General features: G+C 67.8%; 14 protein-coding genes and 3 rRNA genes. 3 read left to right on the forward strand and 14 right to left on the reverse strand.

All coding sequences use genetic code 11. The features are described from left to right. The first annotated feature begins 65 nt into the window (after positions 1-65). Positions 66-863: an ECF subfamily RNA polymerase sigma factor, BldN family gene (locus ACWY4P_RS24085; protein ID WP_456212610.1), complete on the forward strand. Its 798-nt coding sequence runs from the start codon at positions 66-68 to the stop codon at positions 861-863. Between the two features lie 205 nt (positions 864-1068). Next, positions 1069-2286, forward strand: a complete 1218-nt coding sequence (locus ACWY4P_RS24090; RefSeq protein WP_456212611.1) for a DUF5667 domain-containing protein — start codon at positions 1069-1071, stop codon at positions 2284-2286. A 68-nt stretch (positions 2287-2354) separates the two neighbouring features. Here the strand turns inward: ACWY4P_RS24090 and ACWY4P_RS24095 are convergent, their stop codons facing one another. The 12 genes from ACWY4P_RS24095 to ACWY4P_RS24150 form a co-directional block, all read right to left on the reverse strand. Next, entirely contained in the window at positions 2355-3407 is a 1053-nt protein-coding gene (locus tag ACWY4P_RS24095) for a lysophospholipid acyltransferase family protein (protein ID WP_456212612.1), read from the reverse strand. A gap of 14 nt (positions 3408-3421) precedes the next feature. Further along, positions 3422-4471 (reverse strand): NAD-dependent epimerase/dehydratase family protein, encoded by a 1050-nt coding sequence (locus ACWY4P_RS24100; RefSeq protein ID WP_456212613.1) that lies wholly within the window; start codon positions 4469-4471, stop codon positions 3422-3424. A gap of 219 nt (positions 4472-4690) precedes the next feature. Further along, entirely contained in the window at positions 4691-4789 is a 99-nt protein-coding gene (locus ACWY4P_RS24105) for a 30S ribosomal protein bS22 (RefSeq protein ID WP_003948845.1), read from the reverse strand. Positions 4790-4928: 139 nt separating this feature from the next. Next, positions 4929-5138, reverse strand: coding sequence for a helix-turn-helix domain-containing protein (locus ACWY4P_RS24110; RefSeq protein WP_014053989.1), 210 nt, complete (start codon positions 5136-5138; stop codon positions 4929-4931). A 128-nt stretch (positions 5139-5266) separates the two neighbouring features. Further along, positions 5267-6082: a phosphatase gene (locus tag ACWY4P_RS24115; protein ID WP_456212614.1), complete on the reverse strand. Its 816-nt coding sequence runs from the start codon at positions 6080-6082 to the stop codon at positions 5267-5269. Positions 6083-6235: 153 nt separating this feature from the next. Beyond that, positions 6236-7408, reverse strand: a complete 1173-nt coding sequence (locus ACWY4P_RS24120) for an acetoin utilization protein AcuC (protein WP_456212615.1) — start codon at positions 7406-7408, stop codon at positions 6236-6238. After that, positions 7377-8645, reverse strand: a complete 1269-nt coding sequence (locus ACWY4P_RS24125) for an MFS transporter (RefSeq protein WP_456212616.1) — start codon at positions 8643-8645, stop codon at positions 7377-7379. The genes ACWY4P_RS24120 and ACWY4P_RS24125 overlap by 32 nt, the downstream gene beginning before the upstream one ends. Before the next feature lie 29 nt (positions 8646-8674). Continuing rightward, a complete protein-coding gene (locus ACWY4P_RS24130; protein ID WP_456212617.1) occupies positions 8675-9319 on the reverse strand; it encodes an HAD family hydrolase in 645 nt (214 codons plus the stop codon). Between the two features lie 87 nt (positions 9320-9406). Then, positions 9407-9523 (reverse strand): 5S ribosomal RNA (gene rrf / locus ACWY4P_RS24135). 80 nt (positions 9524-9603) lie between these two features. Next, positions 9604-12724, reverse strand: a 23S ribosomal RNA gene (locus ACWY4P_RS24140). 294 nt (positions 12725-13018) lie between these two features. Further along, a 16S ribosomal RNA gene (locus ACWY4P_RS24145) occupies positions 13019-14546 on the reverse strand. The 16S, 23S and 5S rRNA genes sit together here, the layout of an rRNA operon. 567 nt (positions 14547-15113) lie before the next feature. Next, positions 15114-15662: a MarR family winged helix-turn-helix transcriptional regulator gene (locus ACWY4P_RS24150; RefSeq protein ID WP_456212618.1), complete on the reverse strand. Its 549-nt coding sequence runs from the start codon at positions 15660-15662 to the stop codon at positions 15114-15116. A 147-nt stretch (positions 15663-15809) separates the two neighbouring features. Here ACWY4P_RS24150 and ACWY4P_RS24155 point away from each other — a divergent pair, with 147 nt between their 5' ends. Further along, positions 15810-17132 carry an MFS transporter gene (locus tag ACWY4P_RS24155; RefSeq protein ID WP_456213036.1) on the forward strand — a complete coding sequence of 441 codons (1323 nt, stop codon included), beginning with the start codon at positions 15810-15812 and terminating at the stop codon, positions 17130-17132. A gap of 288 nt (positions 17133-17420) precedes the next feature. Here the strand turns inward: ACWY4P_RS24155 and ACWY4P_RS24160 are convergent, their stop codons facing one another. Together ACWY4P_RS24160 and ACWY4P_RS24165 are read right to left on the reverse strand one after the other, a co-directional pair. Further along, on the reverse strand, positions 17421-19451 hold the full coding sequence (locus tag ACWY4P_RS24160; RefSeq protein ID WP_456212619.1) for an ATP-binding SpoIIE family protein phosphatase: 2031 nt from the start codon (positions 19449-19451) through the stop codon (positions 17421-17423). Positions 19452-19716: 265 nt separating this feature from the next. Then, a complete protein-coding gene (locus ACWY4P_RS24165) occupies positions 19717-21024 on the reverse strand; it encodes an NAD(P)/FAD-dependent oxidoreductase (RefSeq protein ID WP_456213037.1) in 1308 nt (435 codons plus the stop codon). Positions 21025-21128 lie beyond the last annotated feature (104 nt).

A 21128-nucleotide genomic window follows, 5' to 3' on the forward strand; every position in this document is an offset into this window, starting at 1 on the left:
ACGTCCCTACGGCGGGTGAACGGTCCCGTACTGCACGTGATGGAAGCTCTGCCTCTGGGAGTCCCGTGTACCCACACGTCGGGGTTGACGCCTCGGGCCTGGCTACGCTGCGCGCAACGGTCCTCGACTGTCTGCGCGGCTTCGTCCCCACCGCGTATGCCGTCCCCGCCCTCGCCACACCCGTGCCCGCCGGCCCCGCCGGCGGCGCGGCCGGCCCCGCCAGCTCCTGCTATGCCCTGGCCGACGGCAGGGCGGCGGTCGGCAGACGCTCTCGCGGCGGCACGTCCACCGCCCGCCGCCCCGGCGCGGACAGCGACAGCCGCCGCATGATGGACCTCGTCGAGCGGGCCCAGTCGGGCGAGGCCGAGGCCTTCGGCCGGCTGTACGACCAGTACGCCGACACCGTCTACCGCTACATCTACTACCGCGTGGGCGGCCGGGCCACGGCCGAAGACCTCACCAGCGAGACGTTCCTGCGCGCGCTGCGCCGCATCGGCACCTTCACCTGGCAGGGCCGTGACTTCGGCGCCTGGCTGGTGACCATCGCCCGCAATCTGGTCGCCGACCACTTCAAATCCAGCCGCTTCCGGCTGGAGGTCACCACCGGCGAGATGCTCGACGCCAATGAGGTCGAGCGCTCCCCCGAGGACTCCGTCCTCGAATCCCTCTCCAACGCCGCGCTGCTACAGGCGGTGCGCAAGCTCAACCCGCAGCAGCAGGAGTGCGTGACGCTGCGCTTCCTCCAGGGCCTGTCCGTCGCCGAGACCGCCCGTGTCATGGGGAAGAACGAGGGCGCGATCAAGACCCTCCAGTACCGGGCCGTCCGCACCCTGGCCCGGCTCCTCCCCGAGGACGCCCGCTGACCGTGGGTGGCGCCGCCACCACGCCCCGTCCGATCATCGGGAGGGCGTAACCCTGGTACTGCGCCGCTCGTTGTGGAGGATGCAGGCTCCTTGTGGTCACGCCCTATCCATAGACACCCCACTCTTTCGGGTGAAAATGCATGCGGCGTGCGACCGTTGGGGTGTCCTGGGGAGTCGACCGTCATGACGAGAGGAGGTGCCGCCTGTGATCGCGAACGTATCGGCGCACCGCCGGGCGAACGCCTTCGCCAAGGCCCAGGAGGCCCTGGAGGCCCTGGAGAGGGACAGCCACCAGGATTCCCAGGGCGCGGCGGGCGCCGAGCAGCCCGGCTCTTCGGCGGACAGCGCGGAGCACAGACGGCTGCTGGCCCTGACGAGCGGGCTCGGCGAGCTGCCGGCACCGACGCTGGATCCCGAGGTCCGGGCCACCCAGCGGGCGCAGCTGGTCGCCGCCATGGAAGCGGCCTTCGCCGAGGGCGCGGCCCAGGTGCCCGGGCAGCGGCCCCCCCGCGCCCGCCGGGCGGCCCCCCTGGGCAGACTGCGCCCGCGCTCCCGCTGGGCCAAAGGGCTGGCGGCCGGAGGGCTCACGGTCGGGGTGGCGGCGGGCGCGTTCGGCGGCGTCGCCGCGGCCAGTTCCGACGCCCTGCCCGGTGACACCCTCTATGGCTTCAAGCGCGGCATAGAGGATCTGAAGCTCGAGATGGCCGACGACGACGCCGACCGCGGCCGGCTGTATCTGGACCAGGCGTCGACCCGGATGAGCGAGGCGCGTCGGCTGATGGAGCGGGGCCGCTCGGGCGACCTGGACCACGAGTCCCTGGGCGAGATCCGCAAGGCCCTCGCCGGCATGCGCCATGACGCCTCCGAGGGCCATCGGCTGCTGCACAAGGTCTATGAGCGGGACGGCTCGCTCGGCCCCATGCGGACGCTGTCCTCCTTCTCCAGCTCCCACCGCGAGGGCTGGTCCCGGCTGCGCGAGAAGCTGCCAGTCCAGCTCATGGACGTCGGGGACGAGGTGAGCTCGGTGTTCGACGCCATAGACCAAGAGGTCGGTCCGCTGCAGTCCCTGCTGCCCGCCTCCCGGGACGGGCGGAACCACACCGGCCGTACGGCGGTCGAACCACCCGAGCGCGGCGCCACGGGCGGTGCCAATATCCCGGCGCCCGCCGCGACCACGCCGAGCGCCCCCCGCCCCAGCGGGGACGATGCCCGGCAGCGCCCCTCAGCCCCGTCCCACCCCGAGGACGACGGCCTCATCGGCGGGGCCGGCGATCTGTTGGATCCCCCGACGAGCGAGCCGACCCCGCTCCCGTCCTCCGGCAAGGGCGACCCGGGTGGCAGGCCGGCCCAGCCGGAGATCACCATCCCGCCGCTGCTGCCCGACCTGCTGCCGGGCCTCGGCATCGACGGCGACGGGAAGTAGGGCGCGGGCACGCGGATCGGCGCCCGGTGTTCCATGAGAACACCGGGTGCCAACGCCGCTTCCAGCGGTCAGAAGAAGACAGAGCGTCGCTGCACCAGCAGCTTGTAAAGGGTGTGCTGGATCGTCTCGCGCACCTGGTCGGTCAGGTTGAACATCAGCATCGGGTCGTCCGCCGCCTCCGGCGGGTGCGAGTCCGTCGGGATCGGCTCGCCGAACTGGATCGTCCACTTCGTCGGCAGCGGCACCCCGCCGAGCGGCCCGAGCCAGGGGAAGGTCGGCGTGACCGGGAAATACGGGAAGCCCAGCAGCCGCGCGAGCGTCTTCGCGTTCCCGATCATCGGGTAGATCTCCTCGGCGCCGACGATCGAGCACGGCACGATCGGCGCCCCGGCGCGCAAGGCCGTCGAGACAAAGCCGCCCCGCCCGAAGCGCTGTAGCTTGTACCGCTCGGAGAACGGCTTCCCGATCCCCTTGAAGCCCTCCGGCATCACCCCGACCACCTCGCCGCGCTCCAGCAGCAGTTGGGCGTCCTCGGAGCACGCCAGGGTGTGCCCGAGCTTGCGCGCCAGCTCGTTGACGACCGGCAGCACGAAGACCAGGTCCGCGGCGAGCAGCCGCAGATGGCGGCCCGCCGGGTGGTGGTCGTGGACCGCGACCTGGAGCATCAGCCCGTCCAGCGGCAGCACCCCGGAGTGGTTGGCGACGACGAGCGCGCCCCCGCTGTCCGGGATGTTCTCGATGCCCTTCACCTCGACCCGGAAGTACTTCTCGTACATCGGGCGCAGCAGTGACATCAGGACCTGGTCGGTGAGGTCCTCGTCGTAGCCGAAGTCGTCGACCTCGTACTCCCCCGTGACCCGGCGGCGCAGAAAGCTCAGGCCGTGCGCCAGCCGCCGCTCCCAGCCGCCCCCGGGGGCGGCGCCGCCCGGCGGGTCCTGGGGCGGCAGCGGAGGCATCGCGGCGGCCGTCGCGAGCGTCTCCGGCCGCTGGTCGCGCTCCTCGTCGCGCTGCTGCGGCACGGGCTTGAGCGGGCCCTGGGCCCGGTGCGCACGTCCCGCCCGCTGGCCCTTGCGCCGGGACCGCGGCTCCTCACCGAACGGAATGACCTTGGCATCCGCCATGGTGGTTGCGCTCCTCAATTCTGGGCGGCGCCGCGGGCAGGCAACAGCCCGGCGAGCCGGTCGACGGTACGGGCGAGGGTCTCGGGCGGGAGCAGCCCGGGCCCGCGGCTGCGGGCGTAGTCGGCGAAGGCGCCGGCCGTGGAGTATCCGGGCTCGAAGCCCAGCGTCTCGCGCATCTGATTGGTGGCGACGACCCGGCCGTGCGTGAGCAGCCGGATCTGCTCGGGCGAGAAGTCGGTGATCCCGACGGAGCGCAGCGCGGTACGGGCCCATCTCAGGGTCGGCAGCAGCAGCGGGAGCGTGGGGCGGCCGAGCCGCCGGGCGGCCTGCGAGAGCAGCAGCACGCCGTCGCCCGCGATGTTGAAGGTGCCGCTGTTGAGCGTGGACCGGGCGGGCTCGGAGGCGGCGATCCGCAGCACCTCGATGGCGTCTTCCTCGTGGACGAACTGGAGCCGCGGGTCGTAGCCGATGACGGTGGGCAGCACGGGCAGCGCGAAGTACTCGGCGAGGGGCGAGTCCGCGCAGGGCCCCAGGATGTTGGCGAAGCGCAGCACGCAGACCGCCACGTCGGGGCGGCGCCGGGCGAAGCCCCGTACATATCCCTCGACCTCGACGGCGTCCTTGGCGAAGCCGCCGCTGGGAAGCGACTTGGGTGGGGTGGTCTCGCTGAAGACGGCGGGGTCGCGGGGCGCGGAGCCGTACACATTGGTGCTGGACTTGACCACCAGCCGCTTGACCGACGGCGCCTTCTGGCAGGCGCCGAGCAGCTGCATGGTGCCGATGACGTTGGTCTCCTTGACCGAGGCGCGGCTGCCGCGCCCGCCGAGCGGGGTGCCGTTGATGTCCATGTGGACGACGGTGTCGACGCCGGTCTCGGCGAGCAGCTTCCCGATCGCGGGGTGGCGGATGTCGGCGCGTACGAAATCGGCCCCGCCAAGGTGGTGTTCGGGGGTGACGGCGTCCACGCCGATCACCCGGGCGACATCGGGCTCGCGCTGTATGCGCCGTACGAAGCGGCCCCCCAGGCGGCGTGCGGCTCCGGTGACGAGCACGACCTTTCCCAAGATCAGCGCCTTCCTTCCCACCCTTGTATGAGCTGGGCCGAGTGAGCTGGGCCGAGGCGAACACCGTAACCGCTGGATGTTGCCCTGTGATGACCACTCGCCGCACGGTACGAGGTTTTAGGACGAGGCTCCGTCGGCGGGGGGAGCGCTCTCCGTGCACGCGCCGCAGCCCTCCCACCGTAGGTGGAAGGGCTGCGGGACGAACACAGCGTCGCTTGCCTACTTCTTGTTACGACGCTGGACGCGCGTGCGCTTGAGCAGCTTGCGGTGCTTCTTCTTCGCCATCCGCTTGCGCCGCTTCTTGATAACAGAGCCCACGACTACCCTCGCTCACTTCGATTCACTCGGTGCGGGGCGTCCGAGCCCACACGACCTACATCGGGCCAGCGTACCCGGCGCCGAGCGAAGCGCGTAATCCGAGGGGAGTCCTGGACCCTGCCGTCAGGCCCGTCCGGGCCTAGGCGGACTCCACCCCCACATAGGACTCGCGGAGATACTCATGAACCGCCTGCTCTGGGACCCGGAAGGACCTGCCCACCCGGATCGCCGGCAGATGACCGCTGTGCACCAAGCGGTACACGGTCATCTTGGACACTCGCATCACCGAGGCGACTTCCGCCACGGTCAGAAACTGAACCTCGTTCAGAGGCCTTTCGCCAGCAGCCATGACACACCTGAACCTTCCGCACATGTCGGGCACCGGCTTCCCCTCCGGTGACTCCTGCTCGCATGCGCGCTCCTCACCAGATTAGGGGCGCGTGATACGAGTGGGGAAGAGGAGTAGCGATCGGACGCCTACTGTGACAGACACGCCCGATTGAGTACATAGCGAGTAATCGGTCGGTAGTAAGCGGACCGCACAGCGTCGTCAAGCGGAACCGCCACCGACACCCGCCCCTCCGCCTGGCCGACGAACGGCGCGGGGTCGTCCGCGTCCGCCAGCCCGATGGCCTCAAACCCCAGCTGACCTGCCCCGCAGACCCATCCGTGGTCCCCGATGACCAACCCGGGGAGAGGGCCGCCGCGGTCGGCGGCACAGCCCAGAGCCACCCGAACCGGGAGCGGTGAATGACTGTGGCAACCCAGGTCGCGGGCCTCGTTTCGAGCGCCGGGTTCCCGCACCATCGCGACTCCTCGTACGTAGGCGAGGTGGTGAGTGCGTACGCCGAACCGGGTCGTTATGTCGATACATCTATTCTGCGCGGGGGTGAGAACAGGGCAGCCGGCCGCCGAGAGCGCCGCCGCCAACGAGACGTAGAACTCGAGGAGGCGGTGCGGATGCCCGGTCCCGAGCAGCACCGGCGCGCCCGCGGCGGCGGCCGCGGCCAGCCGCTCCGCGAAGGCATCGAGCGCGGCGATGGTCAGATCAGGATCGATCACATCCTGACCGGAGGTGTGCCGCGGATTGGCCGAAACCCCGCATTTGTCGCTCATGAGGCGAAGTAATTCCAGAAACGACCAGTCCCCTTCGGGCTCGATACCGAGCAGCACCCGGGGGTCGCGCGCGGCGAAGAGCCGGTAGCTGCGCAGGCTCCGCTCCCGACTCGTGGCCACCGGCCCGGCGAGCCGCGCGGCCAGCAGATGCGCACGCAGCGCGGCGGTACTCAACACGCCACCGATGCTGACGGATCACCACGACCGCAGGCCGAAGAACGCCGAGAGTTGCCACGGTTGGCCTAACGACACCCGAGAGCCACCACCCTCGCGGTCAGTTTTCTACAGCGGCAGCTTCTTACGACAGCAGCTCTTTACGGCAGCAGCTCTTTACGGCAGCAGCCCGTGGTGCGGAAAGGCCGCCCGGCGGGTCGCCAGGATCGCCTGATCCAGCCGGTCCGCCGGGTCGTACCCCCACTCCGCGAAGTCCCGCCACTGCGGCGACCGCCCGTCGGTCATCCGCCGCGGCGCCGGCTGCCGGGTCCGCCGGTACACCTCGTGCCGCCACTCCTCCGGCACCTCCGCCTCCGGCGCCACCGGCCGCCCGGCGGCGATCGCCACCAGATGCGTCCACGACCGGGGCACCACATCCACCACCGCGTACCCACCGCCGCCCAGCGCGATCCACCGGCCGTCCGCGTGCTCATGCGCCAGCGCGTGACAGCTCTCCGCGACCGCGCGCTGCGCGTCCACGGTCACCGCCAGATGTGCCAGCGGATCCTCCACATGCGTATCCGCGCCGTGCTGCGTCACCAGCACCTGCGGCCGGAACGCCGCCAGCAGCTCCGGCACCACCGCGTGATACGCGCGCAGCCACCCCGCGTCCCCGGTCCCGGCCGGCAGCGCCACATTCACCGCACCGCCCGGCGCCCGCTCCCCGCCCGTCTCCTCCGGCCATCCGGTCTGCGGGAACAGGGTCCTCGGGTGCTCGTGCAGCGAGATGGTGAGCACCCGGGGGTCGTCCCAGAACGCCGCCTGCACCCCGTCCCCGTGGTGCACATCCACATCCACGTACGCGACCCGCTCCGCACCCATCTCCAGCAGCCGCGCGATCGCCAGCGCCGCGTCGTTGTAGACGCAGAACCCGGAGGCCCCGCCGGGCATCGCGTGGTGCAGCCCGCCCGAGAAGTTCACGGCGTGGAGCGCCTCGCCGCGCCATACGCTCTCCGCCGCGCCGACCGACTGGCCGGCGATCAGCGCCGAGGCCTCGTGCATCCCGGCGAAGGCCGGATCGTCAATGGTGCCCAGGCCGTACGAACTGTCCGCCGAGGCCGGATCGGCCGACGCGCGCCGCACCGCCGCGATGTAGTCCTGGCGGTGGACCAGCCGCAGCGTGGACTCCCCGGCCGGCTTGGCCGCGACCACCTCGACGGCGCGATCGAGCCCGAACGCCTCCACCAGACGCATGGTCAGCGCCAGACGGACCGGGTCCATCGGATGTCCGGCGCCGAAGTCGTACCCTGTCAGGCCCTCATCCCACATCAACTGCGCGCGACCGCTCATGTCCATCACCGTATCGGGCAGGAGTGGGCGCAAACGACCTCGCATACCACAGCGTCGCCAGCACCAGCGCCATCGGCACCAGCATCGCCCCCCGGTAGTTCCATGCGCCGCCCAGTGCGCCGACGAGCGGGGAGCCGATCAGAAAGCCGACGTAATTGAAGATGTTGAGACGCGCGATGGCCGCGTCCGACGCCCCCGGGAACAGCCGCCCGGCGGCCGCGAAGGTCTGCGGCACCAGCACACACAGCCCCAGTCCCAGCAGCGTGAACCCCAACATCCCCACCCATGCGCCGGGCGCCGCCGCGACGACCGCGAACCCGCCCGAGGCGAGCAGGGTGCCGACGCGCACCACGGTGACCGCCCCGAAGCGGCGCACCCCGAGGTCGCCGAAGGTGCGGCCGAGGAGGGCGGTGACCATATAGACGTTGTACGGGACGGTGGCCAACTGCTCGGAGCTGTCCAGCACGTCCTCGAGGTACTTGGCGCTCCAGTTGGAGACCGTCGAGTCACCGATATAGGCGAACGACATCACGAGGCAGAGCGGCATCAGCAGCTTCATGCTGACGGCGGCGGGGGCCTGCGTGTTCTCCGGGCTCTCGAGCCCACTCTCCTCGCCCCCTTGGTCCGCCCTTGGACCCGCCGCTTGATCTCCCCCTTGATCCCCCGCTCGATCCACGTACCAGCGGCTGGCGAGCAGCGCGACCGGCACGAGCGTCGCGACAAGTGGTGCGTACAGCACGGGCAGCGGCACATCCCAGTGCGCGCCCGCCCAGGCGAGCGACGCCCCGCCGATCCCGCCCAGGCTGTACGCGGCGTGGAAGCCGAGCATGATGCTCCGCCCGTACGCGTGCTGAAGGGTGACGCCGAGCATGTTCATCGACGCGTCGAGGGCCCCGACGGAGAGCCCGAAGACCGCGAGCGCCAGGGCGAGCTGCCACAGCCCCGTGCCCGACCCGGCCGCGAGCAACGCGACGGAGACCACCGGCTGCGCCCAGCGGAGTACCAGCCCCGGCCGCACCCGCTTGACCAGGTGTTCGGTCCCGACGCTGCCCACGCCCGCGAGGACCGGGACCGCGGCCAGGAAGGCGGGCAGCAGCCCGTCGGACACCCCATACCGGTCCTGCAGCGCAGGTATTCGGGTGACGAGCAGAGCAAAGACCGCGCCTTGTACGAAGAAGCTGACGGCCAGCGAGGCCCGGCCGTGCCGCAGCCGCGGAGTCGGGCGCGTATCTGTCATGGCCGAGGAGCGTACGGCCCCCCGCCGTATTAGGCGAGCAATTGCGGCAGTTCTGCCATCTCCTGGAAACGGGCATGGGCGCGGGCGAGCTTGGCGGCCGGCGTCATCGCCGTGTATCCGTACACATCCATCCCGGCGGCGATGGCGGCCTGCACGCCGAGCGGGCTGTCCTCGACAACCGCACACCGCTGCGGCGGCACCCCCATCGTCCGCGCCGCATGCAGAAACAGATCCGGCGCGGGCTTACCCCTCCCCACGTCCTCGGAGCTGAAGATGCGCTCCTCGCCGAAGAGTCCGTACAGCCCGGTCTTCCGCAGCGCGACACGTATGCGCTCATGGCTGCCGGAGGAGGCGACACAGTACGGAACGCCGTCCGCGCTCAGCTTCTCCAGGACATCGGCGGCACCGGTCACAGGCTCCAGTTCCCGGCGGAAGGCGTCGAACACGCGGCTGTGGAAAGTCGCGTCGAAGTCGGCCGGCAGCCGACGGCCGGTGCGCTCGAGGACCAGCTCGTGGATCCGGTGCATGGCCGACCCCATGTAGTCGCGTATGGAGTCCTCGTAGGTGGTGGGGTGACCCAACTCCGTGAGATAGGCGGCGAGAAGCCGATTGGAGATCGGCTCGCTGTCGACGAGCACGCCGTCGTTGTCGAAGATGACCAGGTCATAGCGCATGCCGCTCAGACTACTCAGACTGCGGACGGGAAAAAGAAAAAGCCCGGTCGGGAGCCAAAGCTCCCGACCGGGCTTTTATCAAAGATTGTTCGGCGGTGTCCTACTCTCCCACAGGGTCCCCCCTGCAGTACCATCGGCGCTGAAAGGCTTAGCTTCCGGGTTCGAAATGTAACCGGGCGTTTCCCTAACGCAATAACCACCGAAACACTATGAAGAAAACAACCAGAACCCTCGCAGGGCTCAATGGTCGTTACTTCAGAACAACACAGTGGACGCGAGCAACTGAGGACAAGCCCTCGGCCTATTAGTACCAGTCAACTCCACCGGTCACCCGGCTTCCATATCTGGCCTATCAACCCAGTCGTCTACTGGGAGCCTTACCCCATCAAGTGGGTGGGAGCCCTCATCTCGAAGCAGGCTTCCCGCTTAGATGCTTTCAGCGGTTATCCCTCCCGAACGTAGCCAACCAGCCATGCCCTTGGCAGGACAACTGGCACACCAGAGGTTCGTCCGTCCCGGTCCTCTCGTACTAGGGACAGCCCTTCTCAAGACTCCTACGCGCACAGCGGATAGGGACCGAACTGTCTCACGACGTTCTAAACCCAGCTCGCGTACCGCTTTAATGGGCGAACAGCCCAACCCTTGGGACCGACTCCAGCCCCAGGATGCGACGAGCCGACATCGAGGTGCCAAACCATCCCGTCGATATGGACTCTTGGGGAAGATCAGCCTGTTATCCCCGGGGTACCTTTTATCCGTTGAGCGACGGCGCTTCCACAAGCCACCGCCGGATCACTAGTCCCGACTTTCGTCCCTGCTCGACCCGTCGGTCTCACAGTCAAGCTCCCTTGTGCACTTACACTCAACACCTGATTGCCAACCAGGCTGAGGGAACCTTTGGGCGCCTCCGTTACTCTTTAGGAGGCAACCGCCCCAGTTAAACTACCCACCAGACACTGTCCCTGATCCGGATCACGGACCCAGGTTAGACATCCAGCACGACCAGAGTGGTATTTCAACAATGACTCCACCATGACTGGCGTCACAGCTTCACAGTCTCCCACCTATCCTACACAAGCCGAACCGAACACCAATATCAAGCTATAGTAAAGGTCCCGGGGTCTTTCCGTCCTGCTGCGCGAAACGAGCATCTTTACTCGTAATGCAATTTCACCGGGCCTATGGTTGAGACAGTCGAGAAGTCGTTACGCCATTCGTGCAGGTCGGAACTTACCCGACAAGGAATTTCGCTACCTTAGGATGGTTATAGTTACCACCGCCGTTTACTGGCGCTTAAGTTCTCAGCTTCGCCACACCGAAATGTGACTAACCGGTCCCCTTAACGTTCCAGCACCGGGCAGGCGTCAGTCCGTATACATCGCCTTACGGCTTCGCACGGACCTGTGTTTTTAGTAAACAGTCGCTTCTCGCTGGTCTCTGCGGCCACCACCAGCTCCGAGCGCAAAGCCCATCACCAGCAATGGCCCCCCTTCTCCCGAAGTTACGGGGGCATTTTGCCGAGTTCCTTAACCATAGTTCACCCGAACGCCTCGGTATTCTCTACCTGACCACCTGAGTCGGTTTAGGGTACGGGCCGCCATGAAACTCGCTAGAGGCTTTTCTCGACAGCATAGGATCATCCACTTCACCACAATCGGCTCGGCATCAGGTCTCACCCCTTATGAGGGACGGATTTACCTACCCCTCGGGCTACACCCTTACCCCGGGACAACCACCGCCCGGGCTGGACTACCTTCCTGCGTCACCCCATCACTCACCTAATACAGGTCTGGTCCGTCGGCTCCACCACTCCCCTTCACCCGAAGGATCCAGGGCGGCTTCACGGACTTAGCATCGCCTGGTTCAGCGCTGGCGCTTCAAAGCGGGTACCGGAATATCAACCGGTTGTCCATCGACTACGCCTGTCGGCCTCGCCTTAGGTCCCGACTTACCCTGGGCAGATCAGCTTGACCCAGGAACCCTTAGTCAATCGGCGCACACGTTTCCCACGTGTGAATCGCTACTCATGCCTGCATTCTCACTCGTGAACCGTCCACAACTCGCTTCCGCGGCTGCTTCACCCGGCACACGACGCTCCCCTACCCATCACAACAGCCGTTAGGCCTTATGCTGCAATGACACGACTTCGGCGGTACGCTTGAGCCCCGCTACATTGTCGGCGCGGAATCACTTGACCAGTGAGCTATTACGCACTCTTTCAAGGATGGCTGCTTCTAAGCCAACCTCCTGGTTGTCTCTGCGACTCCACATCCTTTCCCACTTAGCGCACGCTTAGGGGCCTTAGTCGATGCTCTGGGCTGTTTCCCTCTCGACCATGGAGCTTATCCCCCACAGTCTCACTGCCGCGCTCTCACTTACCGGCATTCGGAGTTTGGCTAAGGTCAGTAACCCGGTAGGGCCCATCGCCTATCCAGTGCTCTACCTCCGGCAAGAAACACACGACGCTGCACCTAAATGCATTTCGGGGAGAACCAGCTATCACGGAGTTTGATTGGCCTTTCACCCCTAACCACAGGTCATCCCCCAGGTTTTCAACCCTGGTGGGTTCGGTCCTCCACGAAGTCTTACCTCCGCTTCAACCTGCCCATGGCTAGATCACTCCGCTTCGGGTCTTGGGCGCGCTACTCAACCGCCCTATTCGGACTCGCTTTCGCTACGGCTACCCCACACGGGTTAACCTCGCAACACACCGCAAACTCGCAGGCTCATTCTTCAAAAGGCACGCAGTCACGACGCAAGAACAAAGTCCTTGCGCGACGCTCCCACGGCTTGTAGGCACACGGTTTCAGGTACTATTTCACTCCGCTCCCGCGGTACTTTTCACCATTCCCTCACGGTACTATCCGCTATCGGTCACCAGGGAATATTTAGGCTTAGCGGGTGGTCCCGCCAGATTCACACGGGATTTCTCGGGCCCCGTGCTACTTGGGAAACAAGCAAGCAAGCCATACAGATTTCAGCTACGGGGGTCTTACCCTCTACGCCGGGCCTTTCGCATGCCCTTCGCCTATCCATATGGTTTCTGACTCGCCCAGCCGTCGGCAGACAACTGAAGCTCGCTCCCACAACCCCGTATGCGCAACCCCTGCCGGGTATCACACACATACGGTTTAGCCTCATCCGGTTTCGCTCGCCACTACTCCCGGAATCACGGTTGTTTTCTCTTCCTGCGGGTACTGAGATGTTTCACTTCCCCGCGTTCCCTCCACATACCCTATGTGTTCAGGTATGGGTGACAGCCCATGACGACTGCCGGGTTTCCCCATTCGGACACCCCCGGATCAAAGCTCGGTTGACAGCTCCCCGGGGCCTATCGCGGCCTCCCACGTCCTTCATCGGTTCCTGGTGCCAAGGCATCCACCGTGCGCCCTTAAAAACTTGGCCACAGATGCTCGCGTCCACTGTGCAGTTCTCAAGCAACGACCAGCCACCCGTCACCCACCCACAATCGGGATGGTTCACCGGGACTGGCGTCAAAATGAGGAAGCAGGCTCTCGCCCGTGCCCTCAGACACCCAACAGCGTGCCCAGCAGACTCAACATCCCCGCACTCACGTTCCACGCCCCGCAAAGGGCAGTACTAGAAAGGACGGATCGTCTGATCCTGCCGAGTAGTCAACGTTCCACCCATGAGCAACCGTGCGAGTCATGCGCTCGCAGTCGGCTATGTGCTCCTTAGAAAGGAGGTGATCCAGCCGCACCTTCCGGTACGGCTACCTTGTTACGACTTCGTCCCAATCGCCAGTCCCACCTTCGACGACTCCCTCCCACAAGGGGTTGGGCCACCGGCTTCGGGTGTTACCGACTTTCGTGACGTGACGGGCGGTGTGTACAAGGCCCGGGAACGTATTCACCGCAGCAATGCTGATCTGCGATTACTAGCGACTCCGACTTCATGGGGTCGAGTTGCAGACCCCAATCCGAACTGAGACCGGCTTTTTGAGATTCGCTCCACCTCACGGTATCGCAGCTCATTGTACCGGCCATTGTAGCACGTGTGCAGCCCAAGACATAAGGGGCATGATGACTTGACGTCGTCCCCACCTTCCTCCGAGTTGACCCCGGCAGTCTCCTGTGAGTCCCCATCACCCCGAAAGGCATGCTGGCAACACAGAACAAGGGTTGCGCTCGTTGCGGGACTTAACCCAACATCTCACGACACGAGCTGACGACAGCCATGCACCACCTGTACACCGACCACAAGGGGGCACCCATCTCTGGATGTTTCCGGCGTATGTCAAGCCTTGGTAAGGTTCTTCGCGTTGCGTCGAATTAAGCCACATGCTCCGCCGCTTGTGCGGGCCCCCGTCAATTCCTTTGAGTTTTAGCCTTGCGGCCGTACTCCCCAGGCGGGGAACTTAATGCGTTAGCTGCGGCGCGGACAACGTGGAATGTCGCCCACACCTAGTTCCCAACGTTTACGGCGTGGACTACCAGGGTATCTAATCCTGTTCGCTCCCCACGCTTTCGCTCCTCAGCGTCAGTATCGGCCCAGAGATCCGCCTTCGCCACCGGTGTTCCTCCTGATATCTGCGCATTTCACCGCTACACCAGGAATTCCGATCTCCCCTACCGAACTCTAGCCTGCCCGTATCGAATGCAGACCCGGGGTTAAGCCCCGGGCTTTCACATCCGACGTGACAAGCCGCCTACGAGCTCTTTACGCCCAATAATTCCGGACAACGCTTGCGCCCTACGTATTACCGCGGCTGCTGGCACGTAGTTAGCCGGCGCTTCTTCTGCAGGTACCGTCACTTTCGCTTCTTCCCTGCTGAAAGAGGTTTACAACCCGAAGGCCGTCATCCCTCACGCGGCGTCGCTGCATCAGGCTTTCGCCCATTGTGCAATATTCCCCACTGCTGCCTCCCGTAGGAGTCTGGGCCGTGTCTCAGTCCCAGTGTGGCCGGTCGCCCTCTCAGGCCGGCTACCCGTCGTCGCCTTGGTAGGCCATCACCCCACCAACAAGCTGATAGGCCGCGGGCTCATCCTGCACCGCCGGAGCTTTCCACCCAGTAAGATGCCTCACCAGGTAATATCCGGTATTAGACCCCGTTTCCAGGGCTTGTCCCAGAGTGCAGGGCAGATTGCCCACGTGTTACTCACCCGTTCGCCACTAATCCCCAGCCGAAGCCGGTTCATCGTTCGACTTGCATGTGTTAAGCACGCCGCCAGCGTTCGTCCTGAGCCAGGATCAAACTCTCCGTGAATGCTTCCGGGCTATCCCGGCAACACCACGAGAGCGGAGCAGGCCGGAGGAATAATCCAGCCCGCTCACAGCGTCCTCGCTGTGTGTGTTTCTTCAAAGGAACCTCGTCCGACCAAACCGATCCGGATTGAACCGGCCGATCGTACGGGGTATCAACATATCTGGCGTTGACTTTTGGCACGCTGTTGAGTTCTCAAGGAACGGACGCTTCCTTTGAAACCGTTTCACCGGTCTCTCCGGGCGCTTCCCTTCGGTGTTTCCAACCTTACCAGATCCGTTTTCCGTTCCGTTCCCGGTCCGAATTCCGTTTCCGGCCCCCTGTTGGAGCGGGGTCTTTCGCGCCTTCCGGCGTGCTCACTACGTTAGCGGATTTCCTCCGAGGCTCATAATCGAGCTTCTGGGCCGAATTCCGGGCACGCCGAAATCCATCCCGATGAGGGGCCGTGCAGTAGTGGTTTGCCGCCGGTGCGGCGCGAGTGGCTACCGAAGAACCGTTACGGCTCCGTGGCAGCTCGGAGTACATTACGCATCGCGCTGGGGCGTGTCAACCTATCCCCGGCGTCCGATGTCACTCCAGGTCGCGCAGCCTTCCTCCGGCGTCCGGCTGGGTCTCCTCCACCCGGCGCAGGACCCGGGTCAGCATCTCGCCGAGCGCCCCGCGCTCCTCGCTCGACAGGTCCTGGAGAAGATCCTCTTCGAAGACGGACGCCATCCGCATGGCCTCCAGCCACTTCTCCCGGCCCTCGGCCGTCAGCTCCACGATGACGCGCACCCGATTGGCCTCATCGCGCTCGCGCGTGACCAGGCCGTCGCTCGCCATGCGGTCGATGCGGTGGGTCATCGCGGCCGGGGTGAGGCCGAGCCGCTTGGCCAGGTCGCCGGGGCCCAGCTGATAGGGGGCTCCGGAGAGGACGAGGGCCTTGAGCACCTCCCACTCGGTGTTGCTGATGCCCAGGGTCGCGGTCTGGCGGCTGTACGCGACGCTCATCCGCCGGTTGAGGCGGCTGAGGGCGCTGACGACCTGCTCCACCTGCGGGTCCAGATCCTGGAACTCGCGCTGGTAGGCCGCGATCTGCTCCTCGAGGCTCGGCTCGGCCGGGCCGGGGGTGTCAGGCATCCGCGCAGTATGGCACGCAACTCATTCGCGTCGAAGTCCTTCGACATGTACTCTTTAGCTTCGAACTTTAGCTTTGAAGTCTTGAAGCTTCGACTGTTCGGCCTTCTCCTAACCCTCATTGATCTTTCTCGACTTAGGCAGGTGAGTGTGACCACCGCGATGGGCGCAGCGTTGCGCCGGATCCAGCTGGGGAACGCGCTGAGCGCGTTCGGCAACGGCTTCACCGTCCCGTTCCTGTTCGTCTATGTGGCACAGGTGCGGGACCTGGGCGCGAGCACCGCGGGCATGGTGCTCGCGGCGTTCGCCGTCGCGGCGCTGGCCGTGCTGCCCTTCACCGGTCGGGTGATCGACCGGCGGGGGCCGCTGCCGGTGGCCCTGGTGGGTGCCGTGGCCTCGGCCTTCGGGTCCATGGGGCTGGGGCTTGCCTCCGACGAGGCGTCCGTCATCGCCGCGGTGGCCCTGCTCGGTGCGGGGATCGCGGTGATCCAGCCCGCCCTCGCCACCATGATCGTGTGGTGCTCGACCACGACCACCCGTTCGCGCGCCTTCGCGACCCAGTTCTTCCTCAACAACCTCGGCCTCGGCGTCGGCGGGCTGCTCGGCGGGCTACTGGTCGACCCGGCCGACCCGTCGAGCTTCGTCCGGCTGTTCGCGATCGAGTCGGTGATGTTCCTGGTGCTCGGCGCGGCCATGGCAACCGTGCGGCTACCGGAGGTTTCGAAGCTCGACCCCGCGTCGGCCGTAGCAGAGCGGGCCGGGGGCGGCTGGCGGGCCATGCTGCGGAACCGGGCCATGGTGCAGCTGTGCGTGCTGGGCTTCGTGATGTTCTTCGCCTGCTACGGGCAGTTCGAGTCGGGACTGGCGGCGTTCGCGGTGGAGGTCGCCCATATCTCGCCCGCGATGCTCGGCGCCGCGCTGGCGGCGAACACGATGGCCATCGTGCTGGCGCAGTTCGTCGTGCTCCGGCTGGTGGAGGGGCGGCGGCGCAGCCGGGTCATCGCGCTGACCGGGCTGGTCTGGACGGTGGCCTGGCTGGTGGCGGGGGCCTCCGGCCTGATGCCGGGCAGCCAGGCCGTCGCGACGGGCGCGATCATCTCGGCGTACGCGCTCTTCGGGCTCGGTGAGGCGATGCTGTCACCGACCGTCGCCCCGCTGGTGGCCGATCTGGCGCCGCCGACCCTGGTCGGGCAGTACAACTCCGGCTTCGCCCTGGTCAAGCAGCTGGCGCTGGCCGTCGGCCCGGCGGCGGGCGGCCTGATGGCCGGGGCGGGGATGTACGTGGCGTACATCGCGCTGCTCGTCGGCTGCTCGCTCGGCATCGCGGCGCTCGCACTGCGGCTGGGCGGGCGCCTCACGGCCCGCCAGGACAACCCGCTGCGCGCCGTCCCGGGTGCGACGGTGCCCGCGCAGCGCGTGGAGCCGGCGTCGATGGAGCCGGCGTCGATGGAGCCGGTGACCACCGCGGCCTGACGGTCGGGCCGCCCGTCCGGCCGCCGGCCTGGCGCTTGCGGCGGGCCGGCGCGTCGGAGCCGCGCATCGGACCCTGGCCCAAGACCTTGGCCCCACCCCGTCCACCCCGCCCCTCTGCGGGCGGGACGCGGTCCCGACGTTCGCCCTGGCCCGCCCGCGCCGGGTCCGTCGGTCCGCCGCGGACACCCGCCAGGGCAGGGCGCGGTGGCGCCGTGCCCGGCGCGGGGGTCGGCACCTGGCGCCGGGATCCGGAGCGGAGCCCCGGCTGTGGGGCCTGCCGCAGGCGGCCTATCCCGCCGGGAGGGCGAACTCGCACCACACCGCCTTGCCCCCGCCCGGCGTGCGGCGCGAGCCCCAGGACGAGGCGATGGTCGCGACGATGGAGATGCCGCGCCCGGCCTCGTCCGCCGGCTCGGCCCGGCGGCGGCGCGGCAGATGCTCGTCCCCGTCCGTCACCTCGATGATCAGACGGCGGTCCGTACGGCGCAGCCGCAGGCGCATCGGCGGCACGCCGTGCTGGAGCGAGTTGGCGACCAGCTCGCTGGCGGCGAGCACGCCCAGGTCGCGCAGCTCCATGGGGAAGCGCCAGCTGGCGAGGACGCCGGAGGCGAACGCCCGCGCCCGAGGGGCCGCCTCCACGCCGCCGAGGAGCTCCAGGGCGGCGTTGTGGAACAGCTCGGCGTCATGGCCGGTGCGGGCGGGGTGCTGCAGGACCAGCACGGCCACGTCGTCGTCGTGCTCGGCGGTGATGCCCAGCGCCCGGATGAGGCGGTCGCACATCACCTGGGGCGCGCCCGTGGCGCCCGCGAAGACGCGCTCCAGCGCGGCGACGCCCTCGTAGATGTCCTTGTCGCGCCGCTCCACCAGCCCGTCGGTGTACAGCACCGCGCTGGAGCCCGGGCCGAAGGGGATCGAGGCCGAGGTGTGCAGCCAGCCGCCGGTGCCCAGCGGTGGTCCGGTGGGCTCGGCGGCGCGGCGCACGGTGCCGTCCTGGTCGCGGACCAGGATCGGCAGATGACCCGCCGAGGCGTAGACCAGGCGGTTTTCGTTCGGGTCGTGGACGGCGTAGGCGCAGGTCGCGATCTGGCTGGGGTCGATCTCGGCGGCCAGGCCGTCCAGGAGCTGAAGGACCTCGTGCGGGGGCAGGTCGAGGCGGGCGTAGGCGCGGACGGCGGTGCGCAGCTGGCCCATCACGGCGGCGGCGCGGACGCCGCGCCCCATGACGTCACCGATGACCAGGGCGGTGCGGCCGGCGCCCAGCGTGATGACGTCGTACCAGTCGCCGCCCACGGCGGCGTCCGTGCCGCCCGGTTGGTATGTGGCGGCGACCCTGAGGTCGTCGGGCTGCTCGAGCTCCTGCGGGAGGAGGCTGCGCTGGAGGGTGACGGCGGCCTGGCGCTGTAGGCGCTCGCTGGCGCGCAGCCGCTCGGCGGCCTCCACCTGGTCGGTGACGTCGGCGCCGAAGACCAGCACGCCGCGCAGCGGGGTCTGCTCGTCCCTGAGGCCGGGCATGGACGGCGCCGGGCCCGTCCCGGGTGCGGCCACCGGGGCAACGGCACCCGTATTGGCGTCATTGGCGTCGGTATTCGCCTCGGTATTCGCCTCGGCGTTGGCCTCGGCGTCGGCCTCCGCGTTGACTTCGGCTCCGGACGCGGAGGACGAGGAGGAGGAGGAGGGAGCGACGGCCGGAACCGAGGCCGGGGTCGGCGCCGGGGCGGGGGGCGGCGGGGCGGCCATCTCGATCGGGGAGCAGGTGAAGGTGTAGTAGCCGTGCCGCACCCGGCCGCCTGCGGCCCCGGAGCCCGCTGCCGCCGCCTCCGCCCCCGGCGCGGTCCCGGCCCTCGCCCCGGAGACGCGCCGGGACTTGACCGTACGCGGCCGACCGCTGCGCAGGACCTGGTCCATCAGCGGCAGCAGCCCCAGCTCCTGGAGCTCGGGCAGGGCCTGGCGGGCGGAGGTGCCGGGGGTCCGGGCGCCGAAGATGGCCGTATAGGAGTCGTTGACGTAGGCGATGCGGTGATCGGGGCCGTAGACGACGGCGACCAGGGCCGGAACCTGGCCGAGGACGTCATGGACGGACAGCCCGTCGAGGGTGGGGACGGCAGCGGGGAGCCCGTCCTCCAGGACCGGGTCCGTCGCGCCCGACGGCGGCGGCTCGCCGCGGTCCGAGGAGTCGGAGCGCTCGCCCCGGGCAGCCGGGACGGAGCCGCTGCCGCCGCCCGCGGCCGCGGGCTGGGGCCGCCGCGCGCCGCGGTCGGCCCTGGCGGCGGTGCGTCGCTGTGTTCGGGGAAGCCGGGCGCTCCAGCGCGTGAAGTTCACCGGGAATTACCTCGCGAGGTTGTGGCTGAGCGGCGCGCCGGCGCGGGGGTACGGAGAGGGGTGCGGGTGCGGGGGACGGCCCCCAGGGGAATGCAGCAAACTTCCGAATCCTCGCGATTGTCACTCTTTGCAGATACGAGCCCACCCATGGTCACACGTCCAGTGTGACCGACCGGACTGACATCCGTGAGACGCCGGTCGGGTAGGCGGAGTTCCCTCCTCCGCTCCGACGGGCCGAACAGGCCCCAACCGGCGTCGACTGACGTCAACTGGCCTCGGGATGGCGGCCGGTGTCGGCGGCGAGTTTGAACTCGGCCCGCGGGTTCTCCAGCGACCCGAGCGAGACGATCTCCCGTTTGAAGAGCCCCGACAGGGTCCATTCGGCCAAAACGCGCGCCTTCCGGTTGAAGGTCGGCACCCGGCTGAGGTGATAGGCGCGGTGCATGAACCAGGCGGGGTAGCCCTTCACCTTCCGCCCGTACACATGGGCGACGCCTTTGTGCAGGCCGAGGGAAGCCACCGAACCGGCGTACTTGTGCGCGTAGTCCTTCAGCGGCCGGCCGCGCAGGGAGGCGACCACATTCTCGGCGAGCACCTTCGACTGGCGCAGCGCGTGCTGGGCGTTGGGAGCGCACTCCTTGCCGGGCTCCTCCGCCGTCAGGTCCGGGACCGCCGCGGCGTCCCCGGCGCTCCAGGCGTGCTCCACTCCGTCCACATGGAGGGCCGCGGTGCACTTGAGGCGGCCGCGCGCGTTCATCGGGAGGTCGGTGGAGGCCAGGATGGGGTGCGGCTTGACCCCCGCGGTCCACACCAGGGTGCGGGTGGGGAAACGCGAGCCGTCGCTCAGCGCGGCGATCCGGTCCACACAGGAGTCGAGGCGGGTCTCCAGCCGTACGTCGATATTGCGGCCTCGCAACTCGCGGACCGCGTACTTGCCCATCTCTTCCCCGACCTCCGGGAGGATGCGGCCGGTGGCCTCCACCAGGATCCACTTCAGGTCCTCGGGCGAGATGTTGTGGTAGTAGCGGACCGCGTAGCGGGCCATGTCCTCCAGCTCGGCGAGCGCCTCGACGCCCGCGTATCCGCCGCCGACGAAGACGAAGGTGAGCGCGGCGTCCCGGACGTCGGGGTCCCGGGTGGAGGACGCGATGTCCAGCTGCTCCAGGACGTGGTTGCGCAGGCCGATGGCCTCCTCGACGGTCTTGAAGCCGATGCCGTGGTCGGCCAGGCCGGGGACCGGGAGGGTGCGGGAGACGGAGCCGGGCGCCAGCACGAGCTCGTCGTAGTGGATCTCGATCGCGCCGGTGCCGTCCTCGGCGGTGGCGAGGGTTCTGATCGTCGCGGTGCGTTTGCCATGGTTGATCGCCGTGGCCTCGCCGATCACGACCTGGCAGTGGGGCAGGACGCGACGCAGCGGCACGACGACATGGCGTGGCGAGATCGATCCGGCCGCGGCCTCCGGGAGAAACGGCTGATAGGTCATATACGGCTCGGGGTCGACCACAACGACCTGTACGTCGCCTTGCCCCAGCTCCCTCTTCAGCTTCCGCTGGAGGCGCAGCGCGGTGTACATCCCGACGTAGCCACCGCCGACAACGAGAATGCGCGCAGGTTCCTTCACCCTCCCATGAGGCACGCACAGCCGCGGTTTGTCCACAGGCCCGACGAATTGTGTGA

It is taken from the genome of Streptomyces sp. LZ34 (assembly GCF_053890475.1).

Bases quoted from the DNA above. Each gene is read 5' to 3' on its own strand.
- ACWY4P_RS24125 (WP_456212616.1), bottom strand. From the start codon at position 8,645: ATGACAGATACGCGCCCGACTCCGCGGCTGCGGCACGGCCGGGCCTCG.
- ACWY4P_RS24120 (WP_456212615.1), bottom strand. From the start codon at position 7,408: ATGAGCGGTCGCGCGCAGTTGATGTGGGATGAGGGCCTGACAGGGTAC.
- ACWY4P_RS24150 (WP_456212618.1), bottom strand. From the start codon at position 15,662: ATGCCTGACACCCCCGGCCCGGCCGAGCCGAGCCTCGAGGAGCAGATC.
- ACWY4P_RS24110 (WP_014053989.1), bottom strand. From the start codon at position 5,138: ATGGCTGCTGGCGAAAGGCCTCTGAACGAGGTTCAGTTTCTGACCGTG.
- ACWY4P_RS24130 (WP_456212617.1), bottom strand. From the start codon at position 9,319: ATGCGCTATGACCTGGTCATCTTCGACAACGACGGCGTGCTCGTCGAC.
- ACWY4P_RS24095 (WP_456212612.1), bottom strand. From the start codon at position 3,407: ATGGCGGATGCCAAGGTCATTCCGTTCGGTGAGGAGCCGCGGTCCCGG.
- ACWY4P_RS24165 (WP_456213037.1), bottom strand. From the start codon at position 21,024: ATGTACACCGCGCTGCGCCTCCAGCGGAAGCTGAAGAGGGAGCTGGGG.